The sequence below is a fragment of the Oceanobacillus timonensis genome (assembly GCF_900166635.1).
GTDB classification, from domain to species: domain Bacteria; phylum Bacillota; class Bacilli; order Bacillales; family Amphibacillaceae; genus Oceanobacillus; species Oceanobacillus timonensis.
Window position 1 is genome coordinate 2,422,104 of sequence record NZ_LT800497.1, and the last position, 21,001, is coordinate 2,443,104.

General features: G+C 38.7%; 21 protein-coding genes and 1 other RNA gene. 17 read left to right on the plus strand and 5 right to left on the minus strand.

Annotated features, from left to right (window positions below):
- The first annotated feature begins 5 nt into the window (after positions 1-5).
- The 5 genes from dinG to nth all read left to right on the plus strand — a co-directional run bounded on the left by dinG (position 6) and on the right by nth (position 6,372).
- Positions 6-2,810, plus strand: coding sequence for an ATP-dependent DNA helicase DinG (dinG, locus tag B7E05_RS11805; protein ID WP_080874396.1), 2,805 nt, complete (start codon positions 6-8; stop codon positions 2,808-2,810).
- A 146-nt stretch (positions 2,811-2,956) separates the two neighbouring features.
- Positions 2,957-3,472 carry a hypothetical protein gene (locus B7E05_RS11810; protein ID WP_080874397.1) on the plus strand — a complete coding sequence of 172 codons (516 nt, stop codon included), beginning with the start codon at positions 2,957-2,959 and terminating at the stop codon, positions 3,470-3,472.
- A 96-nt stretch (positions 3,473-3,568) separates the two neighbouring features.
- Entirely contained in the window at positions 3,569-4,861 is a 1,293-nt protein-coding gene (asnS, locus tag B7E05_RS11815) for an asparagine--tRNA ligase (RefSeq protein WP_080874398.1), read from the plus strand.
- Between the two features lie 163 nt (positions 4,862-5,024).
- On the plus strand, positions 5,025-5,714 hold the full coding sequence (locus B7E05_RS11820) for a DnaD domain-containing protein (RefSeq protein ID WP_080874399.1): 690 nt from the start codon (positions 5,025-5,027) through the stop codon (positions 5,712-5,714).
- Between the two features lie 4 nt (positions 5,715-5,718).
- Positions 5,719-6,372 (plus strand): endonuclease III, encoded by a 654-nt coding sequence (gene nth / locus B7E05_RS11825; RefSeq protein WP_080874400.1) that lies wholly within the window; start codon positions 5,719-5,721, stop codon positions 6,370-6,372.
- Between the two features lie 88 nt (positions 6,373-6,460).
- Here the strand turns inward: nth and B7E05_RS11830 are convergent, their stop codons facing one another.
- Both B7E05_RS11830 and recU read right to left on the minus strand, forming a co-directional pair.
- Complete coding sequence (locus tag B7E05_RS11830) at positions 6,461-9,496, minus strand: transglycosylase domain-containing protein (RefSeq protein ID WP_080874401.1); 3,036 nt, start codon at positions 9,494-9,496, stop codon at positions 6,461-6,463.
- 17 nt (positions 9,497-9,513) lie between these two features.
- Positions 9,514-10,092 (minus strand): Holliday junction resolvase RecU, encoded by a 579-nt coding sequence (recU, locus tag B7E05_RS11835; protein ID WP_080874402.1) that lies wholly within the window; start codon positions 10,090-10,092, stop codon positions 9,514-9,516.
- Positions 10,093-10,778: 686 nt separating this feature from the next.
- Between recU and B7E05_RS11840 the strand changes: the two genes are divergently transcribed.
- The 6 genes from B7E05_RS11840 (at position 10,779) to B7E05_RS11865 (ending at position 14,199) form a co-directional block, all read left to right on the plus strand.
- A complete protein-coding gene (locus tag B7E05_RS11840) occupies positions 10,779-10,994 on the plus strand; it encodes a hypothetical protein (RefSeq protein WP_080874403.1) in 216 nt (71 codons plus the stop codon).
- Positions 10,995-11,112: 118 nt separating this feature from the next.
- Entirely contained in the window at positions 11,113-11,478 is a 366-nt protein-coding gene (locus tag B7E05_RS11845) for a YppE family protein (RefSeq protein ID WP_080874404.1), read from the plus strand.
- A gap of 35 nt (positions 11,479-11,513) precedes the next feature.
- On the plus strand, positions 11,514-11,906 hold the full coding sequence (locus B7E05_RS11850) for a cytidine deaminase (protein ID WP_080874405.1): 393 nt from the start codon (positions 11,514-11,516) through the stop codon (positions 11,904-11,906).
- A 291-nt stretch (positions 11,907-12,197) separates the two neighbouring features.
- The gene (gene gpsB, locus B7E05_RS11855) at positions 12,198-12,509 is read left to right on the plus strand and encodes a cell division regulator GpsB (protein WP_080874406.1); all 312 of its coding nucleotides are present in this window, start codon (positions 12,198-12,200) and stop codon (positions 12,507-12,509) included.
- 57 nt (positions 12,510-12,566) lie between these two features.
- Positions 12,567-12,950: RNase P RNA component class B (gene rnpB / locus B7E05_RS11860), an RNA gene on the plus strand.
- A gap of 121 nt (positions 12,951-13,071) precedes the next feature.
- On the plus strand, positions 13,072-14,199 hold the full coding sequence (locus tag B7E05_RS11865; RefSeq protein WP_080874407.1) for a THUMP domain-containing class I SAM-dependent RNA methyltransferase: 1,128 nt from the start codon (positions 13,072-13,074) through the stop codon (positions 14,197-14,199).
- Positions 14,200-14,600: 401 nt separating this feature from the next.
- Here B7E05_RS11865 and B7E05_RS11870 read toward each other — a convergent pair whose 3' ends face one another.
- The 3 genes from B7E05_RS11870 to B7E05_RS11885 form a co-directional block, all read right to left on the minus strand.
- The gene (locus B7E05_RS11870) at positions 14,601-16,274 is read right to left on the minus strand and encodes a b(o/a)3-type cytochrome-c oxidase subunit 1 (RefSeq protein ID WP_425435111.1); all 1,674 of its coding nucleotides are present in this window, start codon (positions 16,272-16,274) and stop codon (positions 14,601-14,603) included.
- Positions 16,255-16,788 carry a cytochrome c oxidase subunit II gene (locus tag B7E05_RS11875; RefSeq protein WP_080874409.1) on the minus strand — a complete coding sequence of 178 codons (534 nt, stop codon included), beginning with the start codon at positions 16,786-16,788 and terminating at the stop codon, positions 16,255-16,257. The genes B7E05_RS11870 and B7E05_RS11875 overlap by 20 nt, the downstream gene beginning before the upstream one ends.
- 459 nt (positions 16,789-17,247) lie before the next feature.
- A complete protein-coding gene (locus B7E05_RS11885) occupies positions 17,248-17,448 on the minus strand; it encodes a cold-shock protein (RefSeq protein WP_080874411.1) in 201 nt (66 codons plus the stop codon).
- Between the two features lie 461 nt (positions 17,449-17,909).
- On the opposite strand from B7E05_RS11885, the gene B7E05_RS11890 reads away from it, so the two are divergent.
- From B7E05_RS11890 to B7E05_RS11915, 6 genes are all read left to right on the plus strand, one after another.
- Entirely contained in the window at positions 17,910-18,863 is a 954-nt protein-coding gene (locus B7E05_RS11890) for a thymidylate synthase (RefSeq protein ID WP_080874412.1), read from the plus strand.
- A gap of 37 nt (positions 18,864-18,900) precedes the next feature.
- On the plus strand, positions 18,901-19,392 hold the full coding sequence (locus tag B7E05_RS11895; protein ID WP_080874413.1) for a dihydrofolate reductase: 492 nt from the start codon (positions 18,901-18,903) through the stop codon (positions 19,390-19,392).
- 129 nt (positions 19,393-19,521) lie between these two features.
- On the plus strand, positions 19,522-19,722 hold the full coding sequence (gene tatA / locus B7E05_RS11900; protein WP_080874414.1) for a twin-arginine translocase TatA/TatE family subunit: 201 nt from the start codon (positions 19,522-19,524) through the stop codon (positions 19,720-19,722).
- Between the two features lie 35 nt (positions 19,723-19,757).
- Positions 19,758-19,928, plus strand: a complete 171-nt coding sequence (locus B7E05_RS11905) for a twin-arginine translocase TatA/TatE family subunit (protein WP_080876288.1) — start codon at positions 19,758-19,760, stop codon at positions 19,926-19,928.
- Positions 19,929-19,999: 71 nt separating this feature from the next.
- Positions 20,000-20,764: a twin-arginine translocase subunit TatC gene (gene tatC, locus B7E05_RS11910; protein ID WP_080874415.1), complete on the plus strand. Its 765-nt coding sequence runs from the start codon at positions 20,000-20,002 to the stop codon at positions 20,762-20,764.
- The gene (locus tag B7E05_RS11915) at positions 20,765-20,989 is read left to right on the plus strand and encodes a YozE family protein (protein ID WP_080874416.1); all 225 of its coding nucleotides are present in this window, start codon (positions 20,765-20,767) and stop codon (positions 20,987-20,989) included.
- Positions 20,990-21,001: the final 12 nt, after the last annotated feature.

The window sequence follows — 21,001 nt, forward strand, 5'->3', positions numbered from 1 at the left end:
GTCTTATGAAGTATGTTGTGATTGATTTAGAAACAACCGGTAATTCACCGGCAAAAGCAGGGAAAATCATTGAAATAGGAATGGTTGTCATTGAAAATGATGAAATAAAAGAAACAAAAACAACGTTAATCAATCCGAATCAGCCGATACCGCCTTTCATTTCTCAGCTGACAGGTATTTATAATGAAGATGTGACAGATGCGCCATTATTTATAGATGAAGCAGAAGATATTACTCGTATGTTTCAGGACAGCTATATTATTGCACATAATGCAACTTTCGATGTCGGCTTCCTTAATACGGAATTAACATCCAATGGTTTTCCGGCATTAAAAAATCAGGTGCTGGATACAGTAGAGCTGTCCAGAATATTATTCCCGGGTATATCCAGTTATAAATTAAGTTATCTGTCCACGTACTTTGATCTGCATCACGATGATCCGCACCGTGCTTTATCCGATGCTTATGTAACAGGAAAACTATTTTTAAAGTTAAAAGAAAAAATGGACCATCTGCCATATGAAACGTTATATAAGCTGAAAATGCTTGAAGATAAATTACAATCCGATTTAGCAGCTATCCTGGATTATCGTTTAGAGGAATTAGCATTCAAGGAACACCCCGATGATCAAATAAAACATTATCAGGGACTTGCTTTCCGTATGTCTGAAAAAGAAACAGAAACGGACTCCCGGTTAGATATATCATTTGGAGAATATTTAGATGCGATCTACCAGGAAGAAGGGGCTCTTGCGAAAGCATTCGCATCTTATGAACCGAGAGAGGGACAGCGGCAAATGTCTGAAACGATTTATGATGCGTTCTCTGCCAAAAAACACGCGTTTATTGAAGCGGGGACCGGGACAGGAAAATCGTTGGCTTATTTATTACCGGCTATTTACCAGGCTGTCAATCACCAAGAGCGCCTTATTATAAGTACATATACAACACAGTTGCAGAGCCAGCTGCTTGAAGAAGAAATTCCATTATTAAAAAAGATTATAGACACTCCTTTCAAAGTAGCGTTAATGAAAGGGAAGAATCATTATTTAAACCTGGAGAAATTTCTTTATGAGCTGGATTATGGACCAAAGGATAATTATGATTTTGTCTTAACAAAAGCGATTTTACTCGTGTGGATTACGGAAACCGAAACAGGGGATATTGATGAAATCCAGTTACCGGCGGGGGGATATATTCTCTTCCAAAAGGTTTCTGCTGATGCAGAAAGAAATATGAACCCGAAATCTCCCTGGTTCCATCATTCCTATTATCAATTGGCCAGGCGACGGGCTCAAAAAGCGGATATTCTGATTACGAATCATGCATTACTGTGTACGGATATGTTTAATGATTATGCTTTTTTACCAAGCTATCAGAAAGTCATTATCGATGAGGCGCATCATTTTGAAGAAACGGCGTCCCATCATTACGGACTCAAGCTGGATTATATACAGATGCAATTCACCTGTAATTATTTAGGAACAGCAGATGAAGATAAACAATTCCATACCGTTTTGAAGGCTTTTAATGTCGAACACAAAAAGGAATTGGCGGAGCAGTGGAATGCTGCTATCAAAGAAGCAAAATACGATATTGACGAATTATTCCATCTTATTGAGCGATTTGTGATGGCACAACAGAAGAATGATAAAGCAACAAGCGATCTGGGAAGGGTGCAATATCGTATCAAGCCGGAGACATATCATCAGAATACCTGGCAGCTTGCTCAAGATATGGTTGCACGCCTGCGTATGCATTTTCAAAAGCAATTAGATGTTTTATTTCAGTTAAAGAATCATTATTCCTCAACCAATGGGGATGAAAAACAATTTCTTGAAGAGATTGCTCAGATGCAGGACGTGTTAGAAAAATATAGGGAAGATTTAAAGATAATGTTCCAGGAACAAAATGAAGTAGCATTGATTAAATGGGCAGAGATAGATTTAAAGGGAAGTCACCATAGTGTATTTCTTTATAGTGAACCGTCTGATATAGCCCCGATATTAGCTGAAAACTTTTTCGCTAAAAAGAGCAGCGTTATTTTCACCAGTGCCACATTGACGATGGGAAGCTCCTTTACATTTATCAAAGAGCGATTGGGAGTAGCGGAACAAGATTTGTTAACAGAACAAATTGCTTCTCCATTCCATTACGATAAACAAGTACAGCTGTTAATTCCGACTGATTTTCCGGATATTAAATATGGCAACATGGATGACTTTGTCTATGCAGTATGTGAATCCATCTTATCGTTAGCAGAAGTGACCTCGGGGAGAATGCTGGTCTTGTTTACTTCTTATGATATGCTAAAAAAAGCGAATCATCTTCTAAAAGAAATGATGACAGATCAGCAGTATGTCATTATTGCTCAAGGTGTAACGAGCGGCAGCCGCAGCAGGTTGAAGAAAAATTTCCAATCCTATGATCAGGCAATCCTGCTCGGGACGAGTTCCTTCTGGGAGGGTGTAGATATACCCGGAGAAGATTTATCGGCGTTAGTGATGGCAAGACTGCCGTTTCAACCACCCAACCATCCTGTTTTTGAAGCGAAATCGCATCAAATGAAAGAAGAAGGAAAAAATCCGTTTATGGATTTATCCTTGCCGCAAGCTGTTATTAAATTTAAACAGGGATTTGGACGTTTAATCCGTTCCTCAGAGGACAGAGGCATTGTATTTATTTGCGATGTGCGTGTGAAAACAGCAAGATACGGAAAATACTTTCTGGATTCTATCCCGGATGTACCAGTGTATTATGATACGACTCAACATTTGATGAGCGCCGCAGAAGAATGGTTTCATCACTAGCTTATTGGACATATCATCAAAAGCGATGGCAAGATTGGGATTTTTTTGCCGGCACGAAAGTTTTCAGGGGTATTTGTTTACAGAAGCTATACATCTAGGTATAGTAAATGATGAAAGATAAACTTATAAGAAACGGATGGAGTGACATGAGGGAATCAAATAATAGATGGGTATTATGGACGCTGATCATCATTGCGCTTCTCTTACTTGCAGGAGTAGGTTACGGTATTTATTTATATCAGGTAATCAACGATAACCGCACAGAAGGATTTGATGACACAAAAAATCAGATAGAAACACAGACCTCTTATCATGATGTTCATTCGATACAAGGATACTATGGAGAAAATAACTACCATGTATTTTATGCAAGTAATGAAGACAATGAGGAACGTTTGATTTTTCTCCCGTTGGAAGGGGAAGAACGCGAATTAATTGTGATTAATACAGAAGATATGATGAGTGAAGAAGCGATTTTAGATGCTTGGTCATCCAGCTGTGATACGTGTACCTTTGCCGATATCAGTCCTGCCTATGAAGATGGGGAGGCGTTATGGGAGATTACGTACCATGATAAAGACAACCAGTTTGTCATGGATTACTATTCCATTGATGGAGAGAATTTAGAAGAGCGATACACATATAATCAGATGTTCCCATAAGCAGGGAGGCTGCTTGAAGCAGCAAAAAGAATCATATATTGTACAAACACATGCATCCTAAACAGATGCCGAATAACGAGTTGGAGGATTTTTAAGATGAAGATAACCATTCAAGAAGCACCTAATCACGTAGAGAAGGAGGTCACCATCGGCGGCTGGCTGGCCAATAAACGTTCCAGCGGTAAAATTGCCTTCTTACAGCTTCGTGACGGTACCGGCTTTATGCAAGGAGTTGTTGTGAAAAGCGATGTTACTGAGGAAGTATTCTCAAGGGCAAAGAACCTGACACAAGAAACGTCCTTATATGTCACCGGGAAAATTGTGGAAGATACACGTTCTGATTTTGGTTATGAAATGCAAGTGTCTGATTTGGAAGTTATCCATGAAGCAACAGATTACCCAATTACACCCAAAAATCATGGAACCGAATTTTTAATGGATCACCGTCATCTATGGTTGCGTTCTAAAAAACAGCATGCCGTGATGAAAATCCGTAACGAAATTATCCGTGCTACCTACGAATTCTTTAATACCAATGGTTTTGTCAAGGTAGACCCGCCTATTTTAACTGGTTCCTCCGCAGAAGGAACAACGGAACTTTTTCATACCAAATATTTTGATGAAGAAGCTTACTTATCTCAAAGCGGACAGCTTTATATGGAAGCAGCAGCAATGGCATTAGGAAAGGTATTCTCGTTCGGTCCTACTTTTCGTGCTGAAAAATCCAAAACAAGAAGACACTTGATTGAATTTTGGATGATTGAGCCGGAGATGGCATTTATGGATCACGAGGACAGCTTACAAGTACAAGAAAACTATGTGAGTTTTGTGGTGCAGGCAGTACTTAAAAATTGTGCTTTAGAGCTGAAAACATTAGATCGGGATACATCGAAATTAGAGCAAATTCAGGCTCCATTTCCGCGCATCACCTATGATGAAGCCGTAGAATTATTAAAAGAAAAAGGGTTTGAGGATATTGAATGGGGAGAGGACTTTGGCGCCCCCCATGAAACAGCTATTGCAGAAAGCTATGACAAGCCTGTCTTCATTACCAATTATCCAAAGGACATTAAAGCATTTTACATGCAGCCGCATCCAGAAAGAACCGATGTTGTCCTTTGTGCAGATTTAATTGCTCCGGAAGGCTATGGCGAAATTATCGGCGGTTCCCAGCGAATTGATGATTTGGCGTTAATGGAACAACGATATCAAGAACATGGCTTGACCGGACCTGCTTACGAGTGGTACTTAGAATTGCGTAAATACGGCAGTGTACCGCACAGCGGATTCGGGCTGGGACTAGAAAGAACGGTAGCCTGGTTATCTGGTGTAGAACATGTCCGGGAAACCATTCCATTCCCAAGACTGTTGAACCGTTTATATCCTTAATAAAGAAGATATCTAAGAAACAACGTTCTGAGCGCTTTATTTTTGGCTTTCAGGACCAAAATATGAAGATTTCCTGTACGCAAAAATCCCTTGCTTTTAAGCGAGGGATTTCCTTTCTTTTTGATGAAGAAAAAATGCTATACTGTTATCTGAGGTGCTAGAAATGACTAAAAAAATAAATTATCAAGAAATTATCCAGGATCAAATGACTGTTCCTAAAAAATTGCTGACAAACTATCATCAATTAGGCCTTCATGAAACGGAACTTATTTTGCTGTTGCAGCTTTCCCGTTTTGCAAATGAAGGGAATCATTTTCCTACGCCTTTTGAGCTGGCACAAACAGCCAGTATTTCAGAAGAAGAAGCAGCTAATATGCTTCGGAAATTAGTGCAAAGAGGATTCTTGTCCATTGAAAAAAACAATTCTGACCAGACACCAATCAGTGAATCATACTCTTTGGAGCCTTTGTTGGAAAAACTATACGATGAAGAAGCTGCTGTTGTGAATCATGAAGAAGAACACATAGGGAATATTTTTATTTTATTTGAACAAGAATTTGGCCGACCTTTATCCCCATTTGAAATAGAAACGGTCAACAGCTGGCTGGATGAAGATGAAATAGAGCCCTCTTTGATAAAAGCGGGTTTGCGTGAATCTGTATTGATGAGCAAATTAAACTTTAAATATATCGATCGGATTTTAAGAGAATGGAAGAAAAAAGGGATTCATACCGTACAAGATGCGAGAAAGGCAAGCAGGCAATTTCATCAGAATAAAACGGAGACTAACAACACGGAGACACGCCCGAAACGGGATACATCCTTTTATTATAATTGGCTGGAAGGAGAATAAAATAATGCTGAATAACACACAAATCAGACGATGTTTAGATGCCATGGCTGAAATGTTTCCGAATGCCAAGGGGGAGCTTGTTCATTCCAATCCATTTGAATTAGTGATTGCTGTTTTGCTGTCGGCACAGTGTACAGATAAATTGGTTAATAAAGTGACAGCGGATTTATTTAAAAAGTATAAAACCCCGGAGGATTATCTCGCTGTGCCATTAGAAGAATTGGAAAATGATATTCGTTCGATCGGTTTGTACAGGTCCAAAGCCAAAAATATTCAAAAGCTTTGCCGTACATTAATCGACAAGTTTGATGGGGAAGTGCCCCAAACCAAAGAAGAACTGATTCAATTGGCCGGCGTCGGCAGAAAGACAGCTAATGTGGTTGCTTCTGTTGCTTTTGATGAACCTTCTATCGCCGTTGATACACATGTGGAGCGTGTGTCAAAACGATTAGGTATTTGCAGGTGGAAAGACAGTGTGACTGAAGTAGAAAATACGCTGATGCGTAAAGTTCCAAGGGATGAATGGAGTGTCACGCATCACCGGATGATTTTCTTTGGCCGCTACCATTGCAGAGCCAGGAACCCTAAATGTCCGGAATGCCCGCTACTGGATATCTGCCGGGAAGGTCAAAAACGAATGAAGAAAATAGGGGAGTAGGATGAAATATTCTGTTTGCGTAATCATTTCCATATAATCACATAATCAAAAAATCCCGATCTGCTGATTCAGATCGGGATTTTTTGATTTATTCTTCCTCTTCGGTACTGTCATCTTCACCGCTATTATCTTCATTTTGAGGTGTAACATCTTCTGAACCTTCGTCTTCCGAATCATCGGAGCCTTCATCGGAACCATCGGAACTATCGGAGTCACTATCTCCATTCTCTTGTTCCTCCTGGTTATCAGGTTCATCGCTATTATTGTCATCCCCGTTGTCGCTATCATTATTGTTACCATCGTCATTACCGTTGCCACTGTCATTACCATTACCGGAGTCATCGCCGTTATTATTATTGTTATTATCTTCGTTGTCATTTGAACCATTGTCATTTTCATCCCCGGATGATTCCGAGTCTGAATCCGAATCAGATTCATTGTCATCTTCTTCCGGCGACTCTTCCTCTTCAGCTTCTTCTTCCTCGTCACTATCCTCTTCTTCAGGGACAGTCACGCTGGTAGAGGAGGAAGAACCTCGAACATTGCTGTCTTCTTCACTGATTGGCGTCACCGAAATGTCGTAATCTCCTGGAGTAATTCCGCTGACAGCAATACTTTCAGAACCTACATTTTGTGTTTCTCCATTTACGCTTACTTCAAAGGTAGCAGATGGTCCATCATAACTCCAGGTAACGTCAATCGTTTCTTCTCCATCATATTCAGCAGAAAGACCACTCACACCTGGTATATCTTCTTCTTCCTCGTCCTCATCTTCATTTTCGCCAGGTACTTGAACGGTTGTTGTCGCAGGATCGCTGGATGTGGATCCACTTTCAGCAACAACCTGTATCGTATACTCTGCGCCTTCTTCCACATCGGAAATTTCCATCGATGTGTCGCTGGTAGAAGAGAGGGATTGCATACTGCCGCCGTCAATGCTGGCACTTACATCAAAGTTCACATCATCTTCCGAGTCTGCGTCATAATCCCAAGATACTTCAATGGAATTATTGTCTTCATTATAGCTTCCAGACAGTCCGCTTACGCCATCCAACTCTTCATAGCGCTCAGAAACCTCGTTTGGCTCTGTTCCTTTGACAAACAGCTCTGTTACTTTGTTGTCACTCGGAGTGCTGTCACTTGCTAAAGCAGCCGGGTTGGTACCTTTCTCCACATCTACATCTACGACGGAGTCAGGTCGATTAAAGTCTGCTGTTTCAATACCTTCTGATAAGTGACTCATGGTCTGTTGGAACATTTGCTGGGACAAGGTTGTATCCTGCAGCGGTACCCGGCTGGTTTCGCCTGATTCCTCATCTACATGATAACCGCCGGTCCACGCTGCAATGGTATAATTTGTCGTGTAACCGACAAACCAGGCATCCGGGCTTCCTTCCTGACTATCCATCGTCGTTGTTCCAGTCTTACCGGCAACATCCAGACCAGGGACGTTTGCATTGGTACCTGTACCGGAACTGACAACAGATTTAAGCATATCCGTTACCATATAAGCTGTGTAATCTTCCATCACTTGTTCTGATTCCGGTGTTAAGTCCACTTCACGGCCATCCGAAAATTCTACTTTTGTGACAGCATACGGTTCTGTATAATTCCCTTCATTACCAAACGTACTATATGCTCCCGCCATTTGTATCGGAGTGACTGTTGTCTTTGTACCGCCGATTGCTTCACGGAGATCAAGGTTATCAGACTCAAATTCAAAGCCGAGATTTTCAGCAAATTCTTTTGAATTCTCAGGACCAACTTCTTCCATTAATTTTACTGCTGGTACGTTTAGAGATTGTTGCAATGCATATCTGGCAGTTACCCATCCATTGTAACTTCTGCCAGCATTCCTTATTGGGTTAGAACCTTCAATTTCATAAGGACCTTCATCATCTAACTGATAATACGTTGATATTTGATTGTATTCTATTGCTGGTCCATAAGACATAATTGGTTTTGCAGTAGAACCAGCTTGAGGTGTACCTCTTGTAGCATAGTTAAAGCCATTGCTTTCATTATTCAGGCTGCCTCCAATCGCTTGAATAGCCCCTGACTGTGTATCTAAAACAACCATAGCTCCTTGTGTATCTTCCGGATATTGAATCGGATTGGAATCTCCTTTTTCCATTACGTCTTCCACATATGGCTGCGCATCCGGATCAAGTGTGGTATAAACTTTCAATCCATCCGAATCAAGGTCAACGTCCTCTAATTTTTCGTTAACTTCCTTACGAACCTGATCTACAAAGGCATCATACGGTGATGGATCAGGTTGATCATCCGATAGTAGGGAAGGGATGTCGACACTTCTTGCTTCGTCAGCTTCTTCTTCCGTAATCTTACCATGACGAACCATCAGATTTAATACGGTATTCATCCGTTCTTCCGTTAATTCCGGATTCTCAATTGGATTATAAGCGGTTGGACGCTGTGGTAAACCGGCCAAAATTGCAGCTTCCGGCAACGTCAAATCGTTTAAATCGTCTTTTCCGAAATAGGTTTCTGCCGCTTGAGCGACACCGTATGAATGATTACCATAAAAAATACTGTTTAAGTACATTTCCATAATTTCTTCTTTACTGTACTGTCTTTCTAATTTCATGGCCATCCACATTTCCTGCACTTTAATGCTGACCTTTTTTTCATTACTTAAAAATGCCCGCTCGACAACTTGTTGGGTGATTGTACTGGCACCCTGGGAACCGAATCCGCCAGTGAAATTACCTTGGATTGCTCCGCCGATACGTCTGAGGTCTATCCCATTATGGTCAAAGAAACGGACATCCTCTGTAGCAGTAACCGCATCAATCAGTAGATCCGGCACATCTTCAAAGCTCACTTCCTGCCTTTGCTCATCAGAGCTCAAATTGGCAAATTCATCTCCGTTTTTATCATAGAGAGTCGAAGCAAAGGGAACACTCAGCTGCTCTTCATCAATATCAGGCGCTTGCGCAATCCAGTAAGCACCGACAGCAGCTCCGCCTAAAAATAAAATTAAAAGGGTTAAAAGAATAATCTTAATGATTTTCTTCCAAATCGGCTGTTTCTTTTTCTTCTTTGTTTTCTTTCCTTGCTGCTTTCTTCTAGCAGCTCTTGTCTGGCCTGTTTGATCTGCCATTTTTTATACCTCCATATCTATAAGTAGAGCTTATCAACAACAGTTAAAAAATCAACCTTTTTCTGATAATGAAAGGGAATAAGATATCCCGATTGTTTCACGTAGTCATAGGAAATTGATTTCTTACCACCATCAAATTGCTCTTGCCAGCAAACAAATAAATCTTTTGCATCAAATAGATAAGTTTCTTCATAAGCTCTAAACCGTAAAATAACAAAGCTGATTCCACCATGTTTTATTACTTGCTGCATATGATGCACTTGATGTTCATGAATGTTTGCAAGAGGAAAAGATGTCTTATTTTTGGTTTCCTTCGCCTCAAAATCGATATACTTTCCTTTATAAATGCCGTTGTAATCCGTCGTTGATGCTTGTTTAAAGTATGCTTCGGTAATTACTGCAGCACTGCGTTTCGGGTAATGGACATTTACAATTTGTACAGGTGTCGGTTTTTTATGAATCACTGCTTGTCCTTGTATTCGATAGAAATCTGTTGTTTCATTTATTTCTTCTTCCAGTGTCATCCCTCTCTTGCTAAAACTTGTTTGCTTTGGTTTTATGGTTAGTGGTTTCCGCTGACCATTTGGATAATTCATATTTGCAAGCCTCCTAACGCTATACCCTAAACGCACATCAATCATATGAAAACTTCTCTGCTCCGTGTAGGATACATATAAAACCAGTACATCATATATTATAATATAAATTCAAGAAGGAAACGAATTATAGCATACGAAATTTTTAAACATATGGACAAAATATGGAGAAATGAAAACAGAAACTACCGTTGCATCAACCTTACATAATCTACGGATACAAGCTTTTATTCATAAGGGTCGAAGGTTAAAAAGAACCTAATTATTATTCCGCTGGTACATATACCTGCAAAACATAATTAGGTTTGCTGATGACAACATATTAAAAATTAAGTGGAAGGGCGGTCAGGACCCGCTATTTTTTTATCTCTTGTTTTTTCATTATTATTCTTTTTGTTATTTGCGTTGGTTTTTTGCTGGGCTTTTGATGGTTTCATACACAATAACCTCCTTTTCTAATATGAAATGGCTGTACCTGTTTGCTTCACAGTAAAACTTCAGGCGATATGAAGTTTCACAATATAGTTTGTCTCATTTTGTGTAAATCATTACAGATTTACACTAGTTTTGTTTGGATTATTCTAGTTTTGTCGAACAAGAAGGAAGTTATCCCTTTCCTGTGGAATGAATAACATAACAGGATTTGAACCATATAATTTTATTTTATCTATAGGAGGAGAAAACAGATGCTTCTTTCAAAATCAAGCCTTCCCGAAGAAAATAAAGGATACAGTAAAAAAGAGATAGAAAAACAAATTGAACAGATACAAGAGCAGCTCGATCTTATTCACATTAAGTTAAAAGCGAATGTAGACAGTGAAGTATGGGTGCGGTTTCAAACAAAAACAAACAGCCTGAGACAGACGGAGGCAGAAATACAAAGATGGAAGCAGCTCTTATAATAAGAAGCTGCTTATTTGATGAGTGGATGATGACTTTTCCGGTTGTTATATGATAAACTTACATTATTATATCTATATAGAATAAAGACAAGCAGTTTGAAATTGAAGGATGAATATAATGAAACTCCGCGAACAAACCGAACAATTAAATCAATATCTGGAAGCACTGCGGGAGAGATTTGAAACAGGAGAAGCTCCGACAGATCGAAAAAACCGTGATTTTTTTAATATGGTAAAGAAAGAAACAGCTCCTGTTTATGATGCATTAGAAATATGGGAAGAAGCTGCTTCTGCTGCAGTAAAGGAAAGAAGAGCAGATGTGCATCCAAATCAAATTCAATCCACCAGGGAAAACATGGAATTATTGCTCATGCATAGTTATTACCTGGATGTAAGAAGAAAAAGGTATATGGAGCTATATAAATCAATCCGATATGTTTTTGATTTGCTATTAGGTACACTCAAAGAAGCCGAACAGAAATAAAACGATACACGTAAAAGAGCAGGAGGAACATACACATGAAAGAAAAATTACTTAAAGAAGCCATTCAAATGAGAGACAGAGCTTATGTACCTTATTCTGAATTCCCTGTAGGCGCAGCATTATTAACAAGCTCAGGAAAAATTTATACAGGATGCAACATTGAAAATGCCGCTTATCCATCGACTTGCTGTGCAGAACGTGTTGCTATTTTTAAAGCCATTTCCGATGGGGAAACAGCATTTTTAGAAATGGCGGTTGCAGCAGATACGCAGCGTCCTGTACCGCCATGCGGAACATGCAGACAAGTAATGAGCGAATTTTTCGCTCCTGATATGACTATCCATTTAACCAACTTACAGGAAGACGTTCAAACGCTTACTACTGATCAATTACTTCCTTTCTCGTTTCAGAAGGAAGATATGGCATAATTTGAAACAACTTCATTCCGGGAGATGTGTAAGTTTTAGAAGGAGACTGATATTCAGTTTCCTTTTTTATACGTCGGGGAAGTATAACATAGGAAAAAGTTTCAGGTACCAAGTATAGGTCCGGGCGTTTTTATGACAGTGCAATGAACATTCAGCAGAGATATAAAGAACCTCGCGCTGAACAAAGTGTTACTTTATGTTATAATAGCTTTAATTTATAGAGAATAATGTTAAAATATAAACAAATGAAGAAAAAGAATAAGAATAGTACATTTTAGAGGTGATTTTATAATGAGCATTGACCGCGTTCAACTTAGTGGAAAGAAAATTTTAGAAAAAGATTTTAAAACAGGAATCAGAGGTTATTCTCAAGAAGAAGTCGATGAATTTTTAGATATCATTATTCAAGATTACGATAATTTTAAACAAGAAATCGATCGTTTAAATCAGGAAATTGACCAATTGAAAAATAATCGGCAGACAGAAGCACCAAGAGCACGTTCAACATCACAAAATACACAGGTGAATTATGATGTGTTAAAACGCTTATCTAATCTTGAAAAAGCTGTATTTGGAAAAAAATACGCTGACTCTGAAGAATAAGGAAAGTGAGAATTGATTTATCTCCAAAACTTTGCTAAGATATTATAGGTTGTTTAAATGTCTATGTAATCGCTATGTCCATCCGGACATAGAGGAAAGTCCATGCTCACACAGGCTGAGATGCCTGTAGTGTTCGTGCTTGATGAAATCATAAGTCAAGGTAGTTTTTAGAAACTAACGGCAGACGAGCTGTACTAAGTCGCTTTTTGTGATATGTCCAGTTCGCTTGAAAGTGCCACAGTGACGTAGCTGTTGTGGAAACACAGCAGGTGGAACGAGGTAAACCCCGCGAGTGAGCAACCCAAATAATGGTAGGGGCATCTTCCAGTAGGGAATGAAACCGAACGAGGGACAGCAGATGCTGTAGATAGATGATTACAACCGGCGTACGAGGCTTGACCACCGTTTGCAGTACAATGGAACAGAACATGGCTTACCGGACATTTAATGGTCGTACTGATGAATGAACAGATTCTATTTCCAATTGAATGAAATAGAATCTTTTTTCTTTTTATGATAATACAGCGATATGAATGACTAATGACTGAGAGGAATAGTTAAAATGAAACAAGTAACTTTAATTGCTACAGCAGCGATGGGACTAGAATCAATTGTTGCAAAAGAAGTAAAGGACCTTGGATATGAAACAACTGTAGAAAACGGGAAAGTTATCTTTGATGCGCCAATTTCAGCAATTCCCAGATGTAATTTATGGTTAAGAACCGCTGACCGTGTAAAGATTCTTGTTGGCAAGTTCCAGGCCAAAACGTTCGATGAATTATTTGAACAGACCAAAGCGCTTCCTTGGGAAATGTACATGGATGAAGATGGGCAAATCCCTGTCTCCGGAAAATCAATTAAATCAACACTGTATAGCGTACCGGATTGTCAAGCGATTGTAAAAAAAGCAATTGTTGACCGAATGAAGTTAAAATATGGTCTGGTTAACAAACTGACGGAATCTGGGGCTCTATATAAAGTAGAAGTTGCTTTATTAAAAGATGAAGCTACATTAACCATTGATACGTCCGGAACAGGCCTACATAAACGCGGTTACCGTACCGGACAAGGAGAAGCTCCTTTGAAAGAAACACTGGCAGCAGCGCTTGTCTTATTAACCAATTGGAAGCCTGATCAGCCGTTAATCGATCCATTTTGCGGTTCAGGGACCATTTTAATCGAAGCAGCTTTCATCGGACAGAATATTGCTCCTGGATTTAACCGGGAATTTGCTTCGGAAGAATGGAATTTTGTGAAACAAAAACATTGGGACGCTGCTTTTAATGAAGCAGAAGAACGAGCGAATTATGATCAGCCTCTATCCATTACCGGTTCGGATATCAGCCACCAGATGATTGAAATTGCGCAGGCAAATGCACTCGAAGCAGGGCTTGGTGATTTAATTGAATGGAAACAGATGCAAGTCCGTGATCTCTCCATTAAACAAAAAAATGGCTATTTAATCAGTAATCCGCCGTATGGAGAACGGTTAAGCGATAGAGAAGAAGTAGAAAAGATGTATCAGGATCTAGGGAACATCATGCATCATCACCCATCCTGGAGTGCGTATATCATTACAGCTTATGAACAATTTGAAAAAGCATTTGGAAAACCGGCTACAAAGAAACGCAAATTGTTTAATGGTTTTATTCAGACAAATTATTATCAATATTTTGGAAAGAAAGAATAGCGATAAGGTATTCCTTTATAAATCATGAAGAAGATATATCAATAACGAAATGATGTTGCTACTTACGTGAAGAGCAGATGTCGTTCTTATGACCCTCACATAGAATGTGGGGGTTTTTACGTGATGTCATTTTCAAATCTGTAACAGAAAGTGGCAGGCTATCTGATAAGCTCCTATGAATGGAACAAAACAATCCGCTTTGAAGATGAATCAAAACGGATTGTTTTATGAAGGCATTCTTATTCATTCATTCTTTTTTCTTGTTCAGACACATGTTTTGCTGCGATCCATTTAAAAAATTCTTTTTCAGCTTTTGTCAATTCCCGGTCTAACTTATACTTAAAATCGCTCTTGAGATTCATATATATTTGTTTATTCATCATTTATCGAATAATTTCCCCTTATAAAATACCATCAAATGGAGGAGACCCTGGTGGTGCATTTTGTATAATATCTATCATCGGAATCGTATACGCAAATAAAATTAAAGCAATGGTAATACCGATCCACAATTTCCAGTTTTCCATCCAGCGCGGTGTAGGTTGCGCATCCTCTTCTTCTTCTGCAATTGGGAATTCTTCTTCGCCCTCAGGTGCAAAAGCAATTAATTCCACAAAAATGTATACCATCAAGACAATGCCGATAAACAGCAATGTTCCGCCAACAGCCTGAGCAGTCTGATAGCCAACCCATTCAGCAGCTTGTTCTGTACCGCCATATTCAGAGAAGGAAGATCTTCTTGGCCCGCCTAAAAGTCCCTGAATATGCATAGCTCCAGACATAATCAGCATACCAACAGCCCAAATAATCGTTTGATAAATGCCCAGCTTATGAATCTTAGGCGTCAACTTTCTGCCCGTTAAATGCGGTATTAACCAGTATGCAATTCCAAAGAAAGTCAGAATAACCGTTGTTGCAATGGTTAAGTGAAAGTGTCCTGTAACCCAGATCGTGTTATGAACCAATGTGTTTAATTGGTGCGATGCATTAATAATACCGCCGGCTCCACCTGGAATAAACGCTAACATCCCGACAAATGGCGCTACAAAACGGACATCTTTCCAAGGTAATTTTTTAAACCAGTCAAATAACCCTGTAGCCCCTTGTTTTCTGCCGGTCGTTTCGAACATGGCAAACATCGAAAATGCAGTCATTAAACTCGGAATAATGACCATAAAGGTAAGAACGACCTGGATAAACTTCCATGTCGGATCAATCCCCGGCTCGGTAAGCTGATGATGAAAGCCGACAGGAATAGAGAAAAATAAGAATAAAACAAAGGACAATCTGGCTAAAGAATCACTGAATATTTTCCCGCCGATAATTTTTGGTATAATGGCGTACCATGCCATGTAAGCTGGCAATAACCAGAAATAAACAAGCGGATGGCCAAAGTACCAGAATAGTGTACGACTCAACAACACATTAATCGTTTCTGCGTAACCCAACGACCACGGAATAAATTGTACGAGAACTGCTACAGCAACACCTAAAGAACAAATAACCCACATAATCATATTAATTGTAACCATAAATGCTAAAAGCGGGGTTTTCTGATCAGGATGTTCTTTTTTCCAAACATAGACCTGATGCCAATTCACAAAAGCGGCAATCCAAGATCCTACTACGACAAGTGCAAGGCCGATATAAAAGATTGGATGTGCTTTTAAGGGGGCATAGAAGGTATATAGAACATTTGCTTCCCCAAGTAAAATAGCTGTTCCTGTTAAAGCCGTACCAATCAGCATTATCCAAAAGGATAACCAGCCAAGTTTCCTTTGTTTATCAGACATGCCTACGGTTTTACCCAATAAAGCGTATTGAAATCCAATAATAAAGAATGTCGTCAGTACTAATGCCAGAATAACGCCATGTAAAGTAAGGATTTGATAATAGCCGATACCAAGCGGTAATTCAAAGTCACCAGAACGCACTAGCACTTGCAACAAACCCATTAATCCGCCGATAAATAAGGAAATAAACGCAACATACATAAAAGAAAGATATAATTTCGCTTCCGGTTTGGTAATACTTAAGGGCGTTACATTTATTTCATCATTCGGCTGCTGTTTCATTGCCAGACTCATTGTCAACCACCTCCACTGTTGCAAACATCATGTGATGTCCTGCACCGCAATATTCATTACATACCAATGTAAATTCTCCGGTTTGGTTCATTTCTACTTCCAAATTGCTAATATACCCAGGTTCAACCATCATATTGACATTGGTTCCAGCAATATTAAAACCATGAATAACATCTTTGGTTACGGCTTGAAATAAAACCGTCGACCCTTTAGGAATCTCAATGTGAGATACCGGGTTTCCGTCCTCATCATCTCCTAAATCATAGTTAAAAGTACTGGCAACAACATTAACAATGTACCGATCCTCATCTACTTGGGTAAGACCAAGATTTTCCCTTTCGAATGCTTCGTTTGCTTCCACATTTTCCGGGTCAATCGTAGCTCCGTGGCTTTGTGGATGTGTCCCTAAATAAAATGCCCCAAAACCAAGTATCAGCAGAAATACGACAAGCGATCCGCCGCCGAAGATAAGCCATATCTTTTCGTATTTGTGTAAATGCATACGCTTTCTCCTCCTTCTTTATCGTGATAAAAATAATAACAATACTGCGACCCAGCTGATAACAATAATAACTCCTATAGTGATAACGGAAAAAAATGTACCTTTTAAATTAGGTTCAGGTTTTTTCATGTGATTCACCCCTTTTGTAACTTCTTGCCTATATGTCTATCATATCGGAAAGAAGCCTTGTATACGTTAGCAAATCAAATTTTTCACAATTCGTTCAATTATTCACAAATAGGTCGGTTTCATGATTTTACAAACTTTTTGGTTAGAAAAGTTTATGACTTTTTAACGAACAAATGAATGAAATCATTGACAAAAAAGAATAGAGGAAATGATAAACAGATTATTTTCATGGAGGAGAGGGAAGGGGGTAACTATGTAAATAATGACGTGTTTGGTTAATAAAAAAAGCAGAGCTCTATGTAAGAACTCTGCTTTCATCTATAATGGTATTTAATTTTTTACAACATTTGCAGCTTGTGGCCCGCGTTCACCTTCAACAACATCAAAGGAAACATCTTGTCCTTCTTCCAATGTTTTGAATCCTTCTTCTTGAATGGCAGAATAATGTACGAAAATATCATTCCCTTCTTCTAATTGAATAAACCCGTAGCCTTTTTCTGCGTTAAACCATTTTACTACTCCGTTTTCCATGTTAAATTTCCTCCTAAATACTTCCACGTAAAACGCGTGTGATTACAAAGCAGAAGAACGAAATATGAAAAAAAGGCAGCTTCCGACAGAAGAACGGGATCATAAGTATCCACTTCTGTCTATCGAAGCTGCCTTTACATTCTAATGATTCCGTACCATCTTCTTTGCTTGTACCCATATTAGCTTATTTTTTTTTCGTAGTCAAGAAAACCCTACCATTTTTATATAATAATAAAAATATTTTGAATATACCATTATACAACCAGCTGCAAGAAGCTTGCTTCAAGAATAGATAGAGTGCAAGCAGAAATTCAACAGTTTATGTTTCCGATACGTACGTCGAAGTGAATTTCTGTTATAATAAGGGGTGTTTCATTATCTTATGATATAAAATGACATACGTATAAAAGTTCTTCCTAAAAAAGGGGAACGTACATATAATGATAGAGGAGGCATTATCAATGCAAGGAGAACAAGGTTACTTAGAATTATGCCGCAATATATTAGATACGGGGTCGAATAGAGATGACAGAACAAAAACAGGAACCTACTCCATTTTTGGTCATCAAATTCGATTTGATTTACAAAAAGGATTTCCTTTGTTGACCACAAAAAAAGTTCCTTTCCGTTTAATCGCGACGGAATTATTATGGTTTATCAAAGGGGATACCAACATACGCTATTTATTAGAACATAATAATAATATTTGGAACGAATGGGCTTTTGAAAAATGGGTTACAAGTTCAGCGTATACAGGTCCGGACATGACAAATTTTGGTATACGCAGCCAAAAAGATGCTGCCTTTAAAGAAGTATATGATGAACAAATGAAGCTGTTTAAAGAGAAAATACTGCATGATGATGCCTTTGCTGAAAAATTCGGAGACCTGGGTTCTGTTTATGGAAAGCAGTGGAGAGATTGGGAAACATCCAAAGGGGAATCCATCGACCAGTTAAAAGAGACCATTGAAGCCATTAAGAATAATCCGAATTCCAGACGCCATATTGTATCGGCTTGGAACCCGGAAGACATTCCAACGATGGCTCTGCCGCCTTGTCATACATTGTTTCAATTTTATGTAGCAGATGGAAAATTATCTTGTCAACTGTATCAGCGCAGTGCAGATATTTTCATTGGTGTTCCATTTAACATCGCCAGCTATGCGCTGTTAACCCATTTGGTAGCACATGAATGCGGCTTAGAAGTTGGTGAGTTTATTCATACCTTTGGAGATGCGCATATTTATTCCAATCATGTGGAACAAGTAAATTTGCAGTTAGAAAGAGAAATCCGGGAAATGCCGATATTAAAAATAAATGCGCCGGACAAGTCCATTTTTGATATCGACATAACTGATTTGGAAATCGAAAATTATCATCCGCATCCAGCTATCAAAGCATCCATTGCAGTTTAAACAGAAGAACATTATAGTACAGAACGGAGGCTGAAGCATGATTTCATTGTTATTTGCAGCTGATCAAAATAACGTAATCGGCTATCAACATGATATGCCCTGGCATCTGCCGGAGGATTTGAAATTTTTTAAAGAGAAGACAACTGGAAATACGATTATTATGGGGAGAAAAACGTTAGAGTCGATGAACGGTCCATTACCGAAGCGGCATAATGTTGTATTGACCAGAAATAAGGATTTTTCACTTGACCATGTAGAAGTCATTCATGATTTATCTACCGTGGAGCGTTGGAATAAAGAACAGCCCGAGATAGAATATTTTATTATTGGCGGCGGAGAAATTTATGAACAAGCAATGCCGATTGCTGATCGAATGTATATCACAAGGATTGATGAGGCATTCCCCGGGGATACATTTGCGCCGGCGTTTGATGAAGCACAGTGGGAGCTTACCGAAAAGAAAAAAGGTATAAAAAATGAAAAAAATCCTTACGACTATTATTTTCTGCAATACGACCGCAAAAATTAACTTGTCTAACGTTTTCTAAACATGCTATGATATGAAAAAGAGACAGTGTTTTCTAAGTACGTTTTTAAGATGAACGTTTAGAGCATCTTATACGAGAAGACACAATATAAATAAAGAAGGTGCCGATAGATGTTAACGAACATAGGCGTTCCAGGACTTATTTTAATCGTCATATTAGCCCTTATTATTTTTGGGCCAAACAAGCTGCCGCAAATTGGGAAAGCTGCCGGACAATCACTGAAAGAATTTAAAAGTTCCACAAGTGATTTAACACAGGATGTCACAGACGAGGCAAAAGAAGTTACATCGATTATAAAAGAAGAAAAATGAGTTCAGTCTCATATACGGAGTGATGGATAATGAACATATTTTCAAATATCGGATTTCCGGGGTTAATTCTAATTATTATTGCCGCTTTATTTGTCTTTGGGCCAAATAAACTTCCTGAAATCGGAAGGGCACTAGGAACGACATTAAAAGAATTTAAAAATGCAAGTCAGGATATTTTAAATGACAATCCTAAAAAGAAACAGTAATTAACGGCAGAGGTGTAGGGATTATTCCTTGCATCTCTTTTATGTCATCAGCTTAAAAGGTGGGTTGTAGAATGTCTGAAACAGAAGAACAGATATCTGGAGAAAAAGAAATGAATGTCGGGGGACATTTAACAGAACTGCGAAATCGTTTAATTGTTACGGCGATTATATTTTTACTATTTTTTATTGTTGGCTTTCTCAACGTAAAAAGCATCTATCAATTTTTTGTAAATGATATTGATATGCAGCTGACAGTCATCAGCCCAGCTGAAATTATTTGGATTTACTTTTCCATTGCCGGATTACTGGCTTTTGCTGCAACGATACCCGTTATTGTATATCAGCTCTGGGCATTTGTCAGCCCGGCTTTAACAGCCAAAGAAAAACGCGTTTCCTTAGTGTATATACCAGGTTCTTTAATTTTGTTTTTACTTGGTCTCGTATTTGGTTACACGGTATTTATTAAATTAATTTTCCCGTTTTTATTATCCTTGAATGACGATATGTTCAATGTCATGTTTACGGTAGACCGTTATTTCGGATTTTTATTAAAAGTGACAATCCCGTTTGCCTTTTTATTCGAGCTTCCGGTTGTTACCATGTTTTTAACAAGCTTAGGTGTTCTGACACCATCATTTATGACAAAAAACCGGAAATATGCATATTTTATTTTAATCATTGTCGGCGTATTGATTACTCCACCTGATTTTTTCCTGCAGATTGTTGTAGCGGTACCGCTGATTATTATTTATGAACTGAGTATTCAATTATGTAAAATGGTTTATCGAAAGAAACAAGCACAGCATGAGAACTTTATGAATGAGGGAGGGGAATAAATGCGTCTATCTTTTTATCAATTTTTATTAACTCACCGCGGGAAATTGAAGGCGGATAATTACTCTGCTTTAGCGGATTGGGCATTTCACGATCATTATTTCCCAAAGCAAGCAACAAGTTATGATGAAATCAGTGATTATCTGGAATGGAACAGTCCATTTCCCGGTGCATTAAATGTCTTTGATGAGCTTTGGACAGATTATGAATGGAAATACAGCAGCTGAAACATGCTGCTT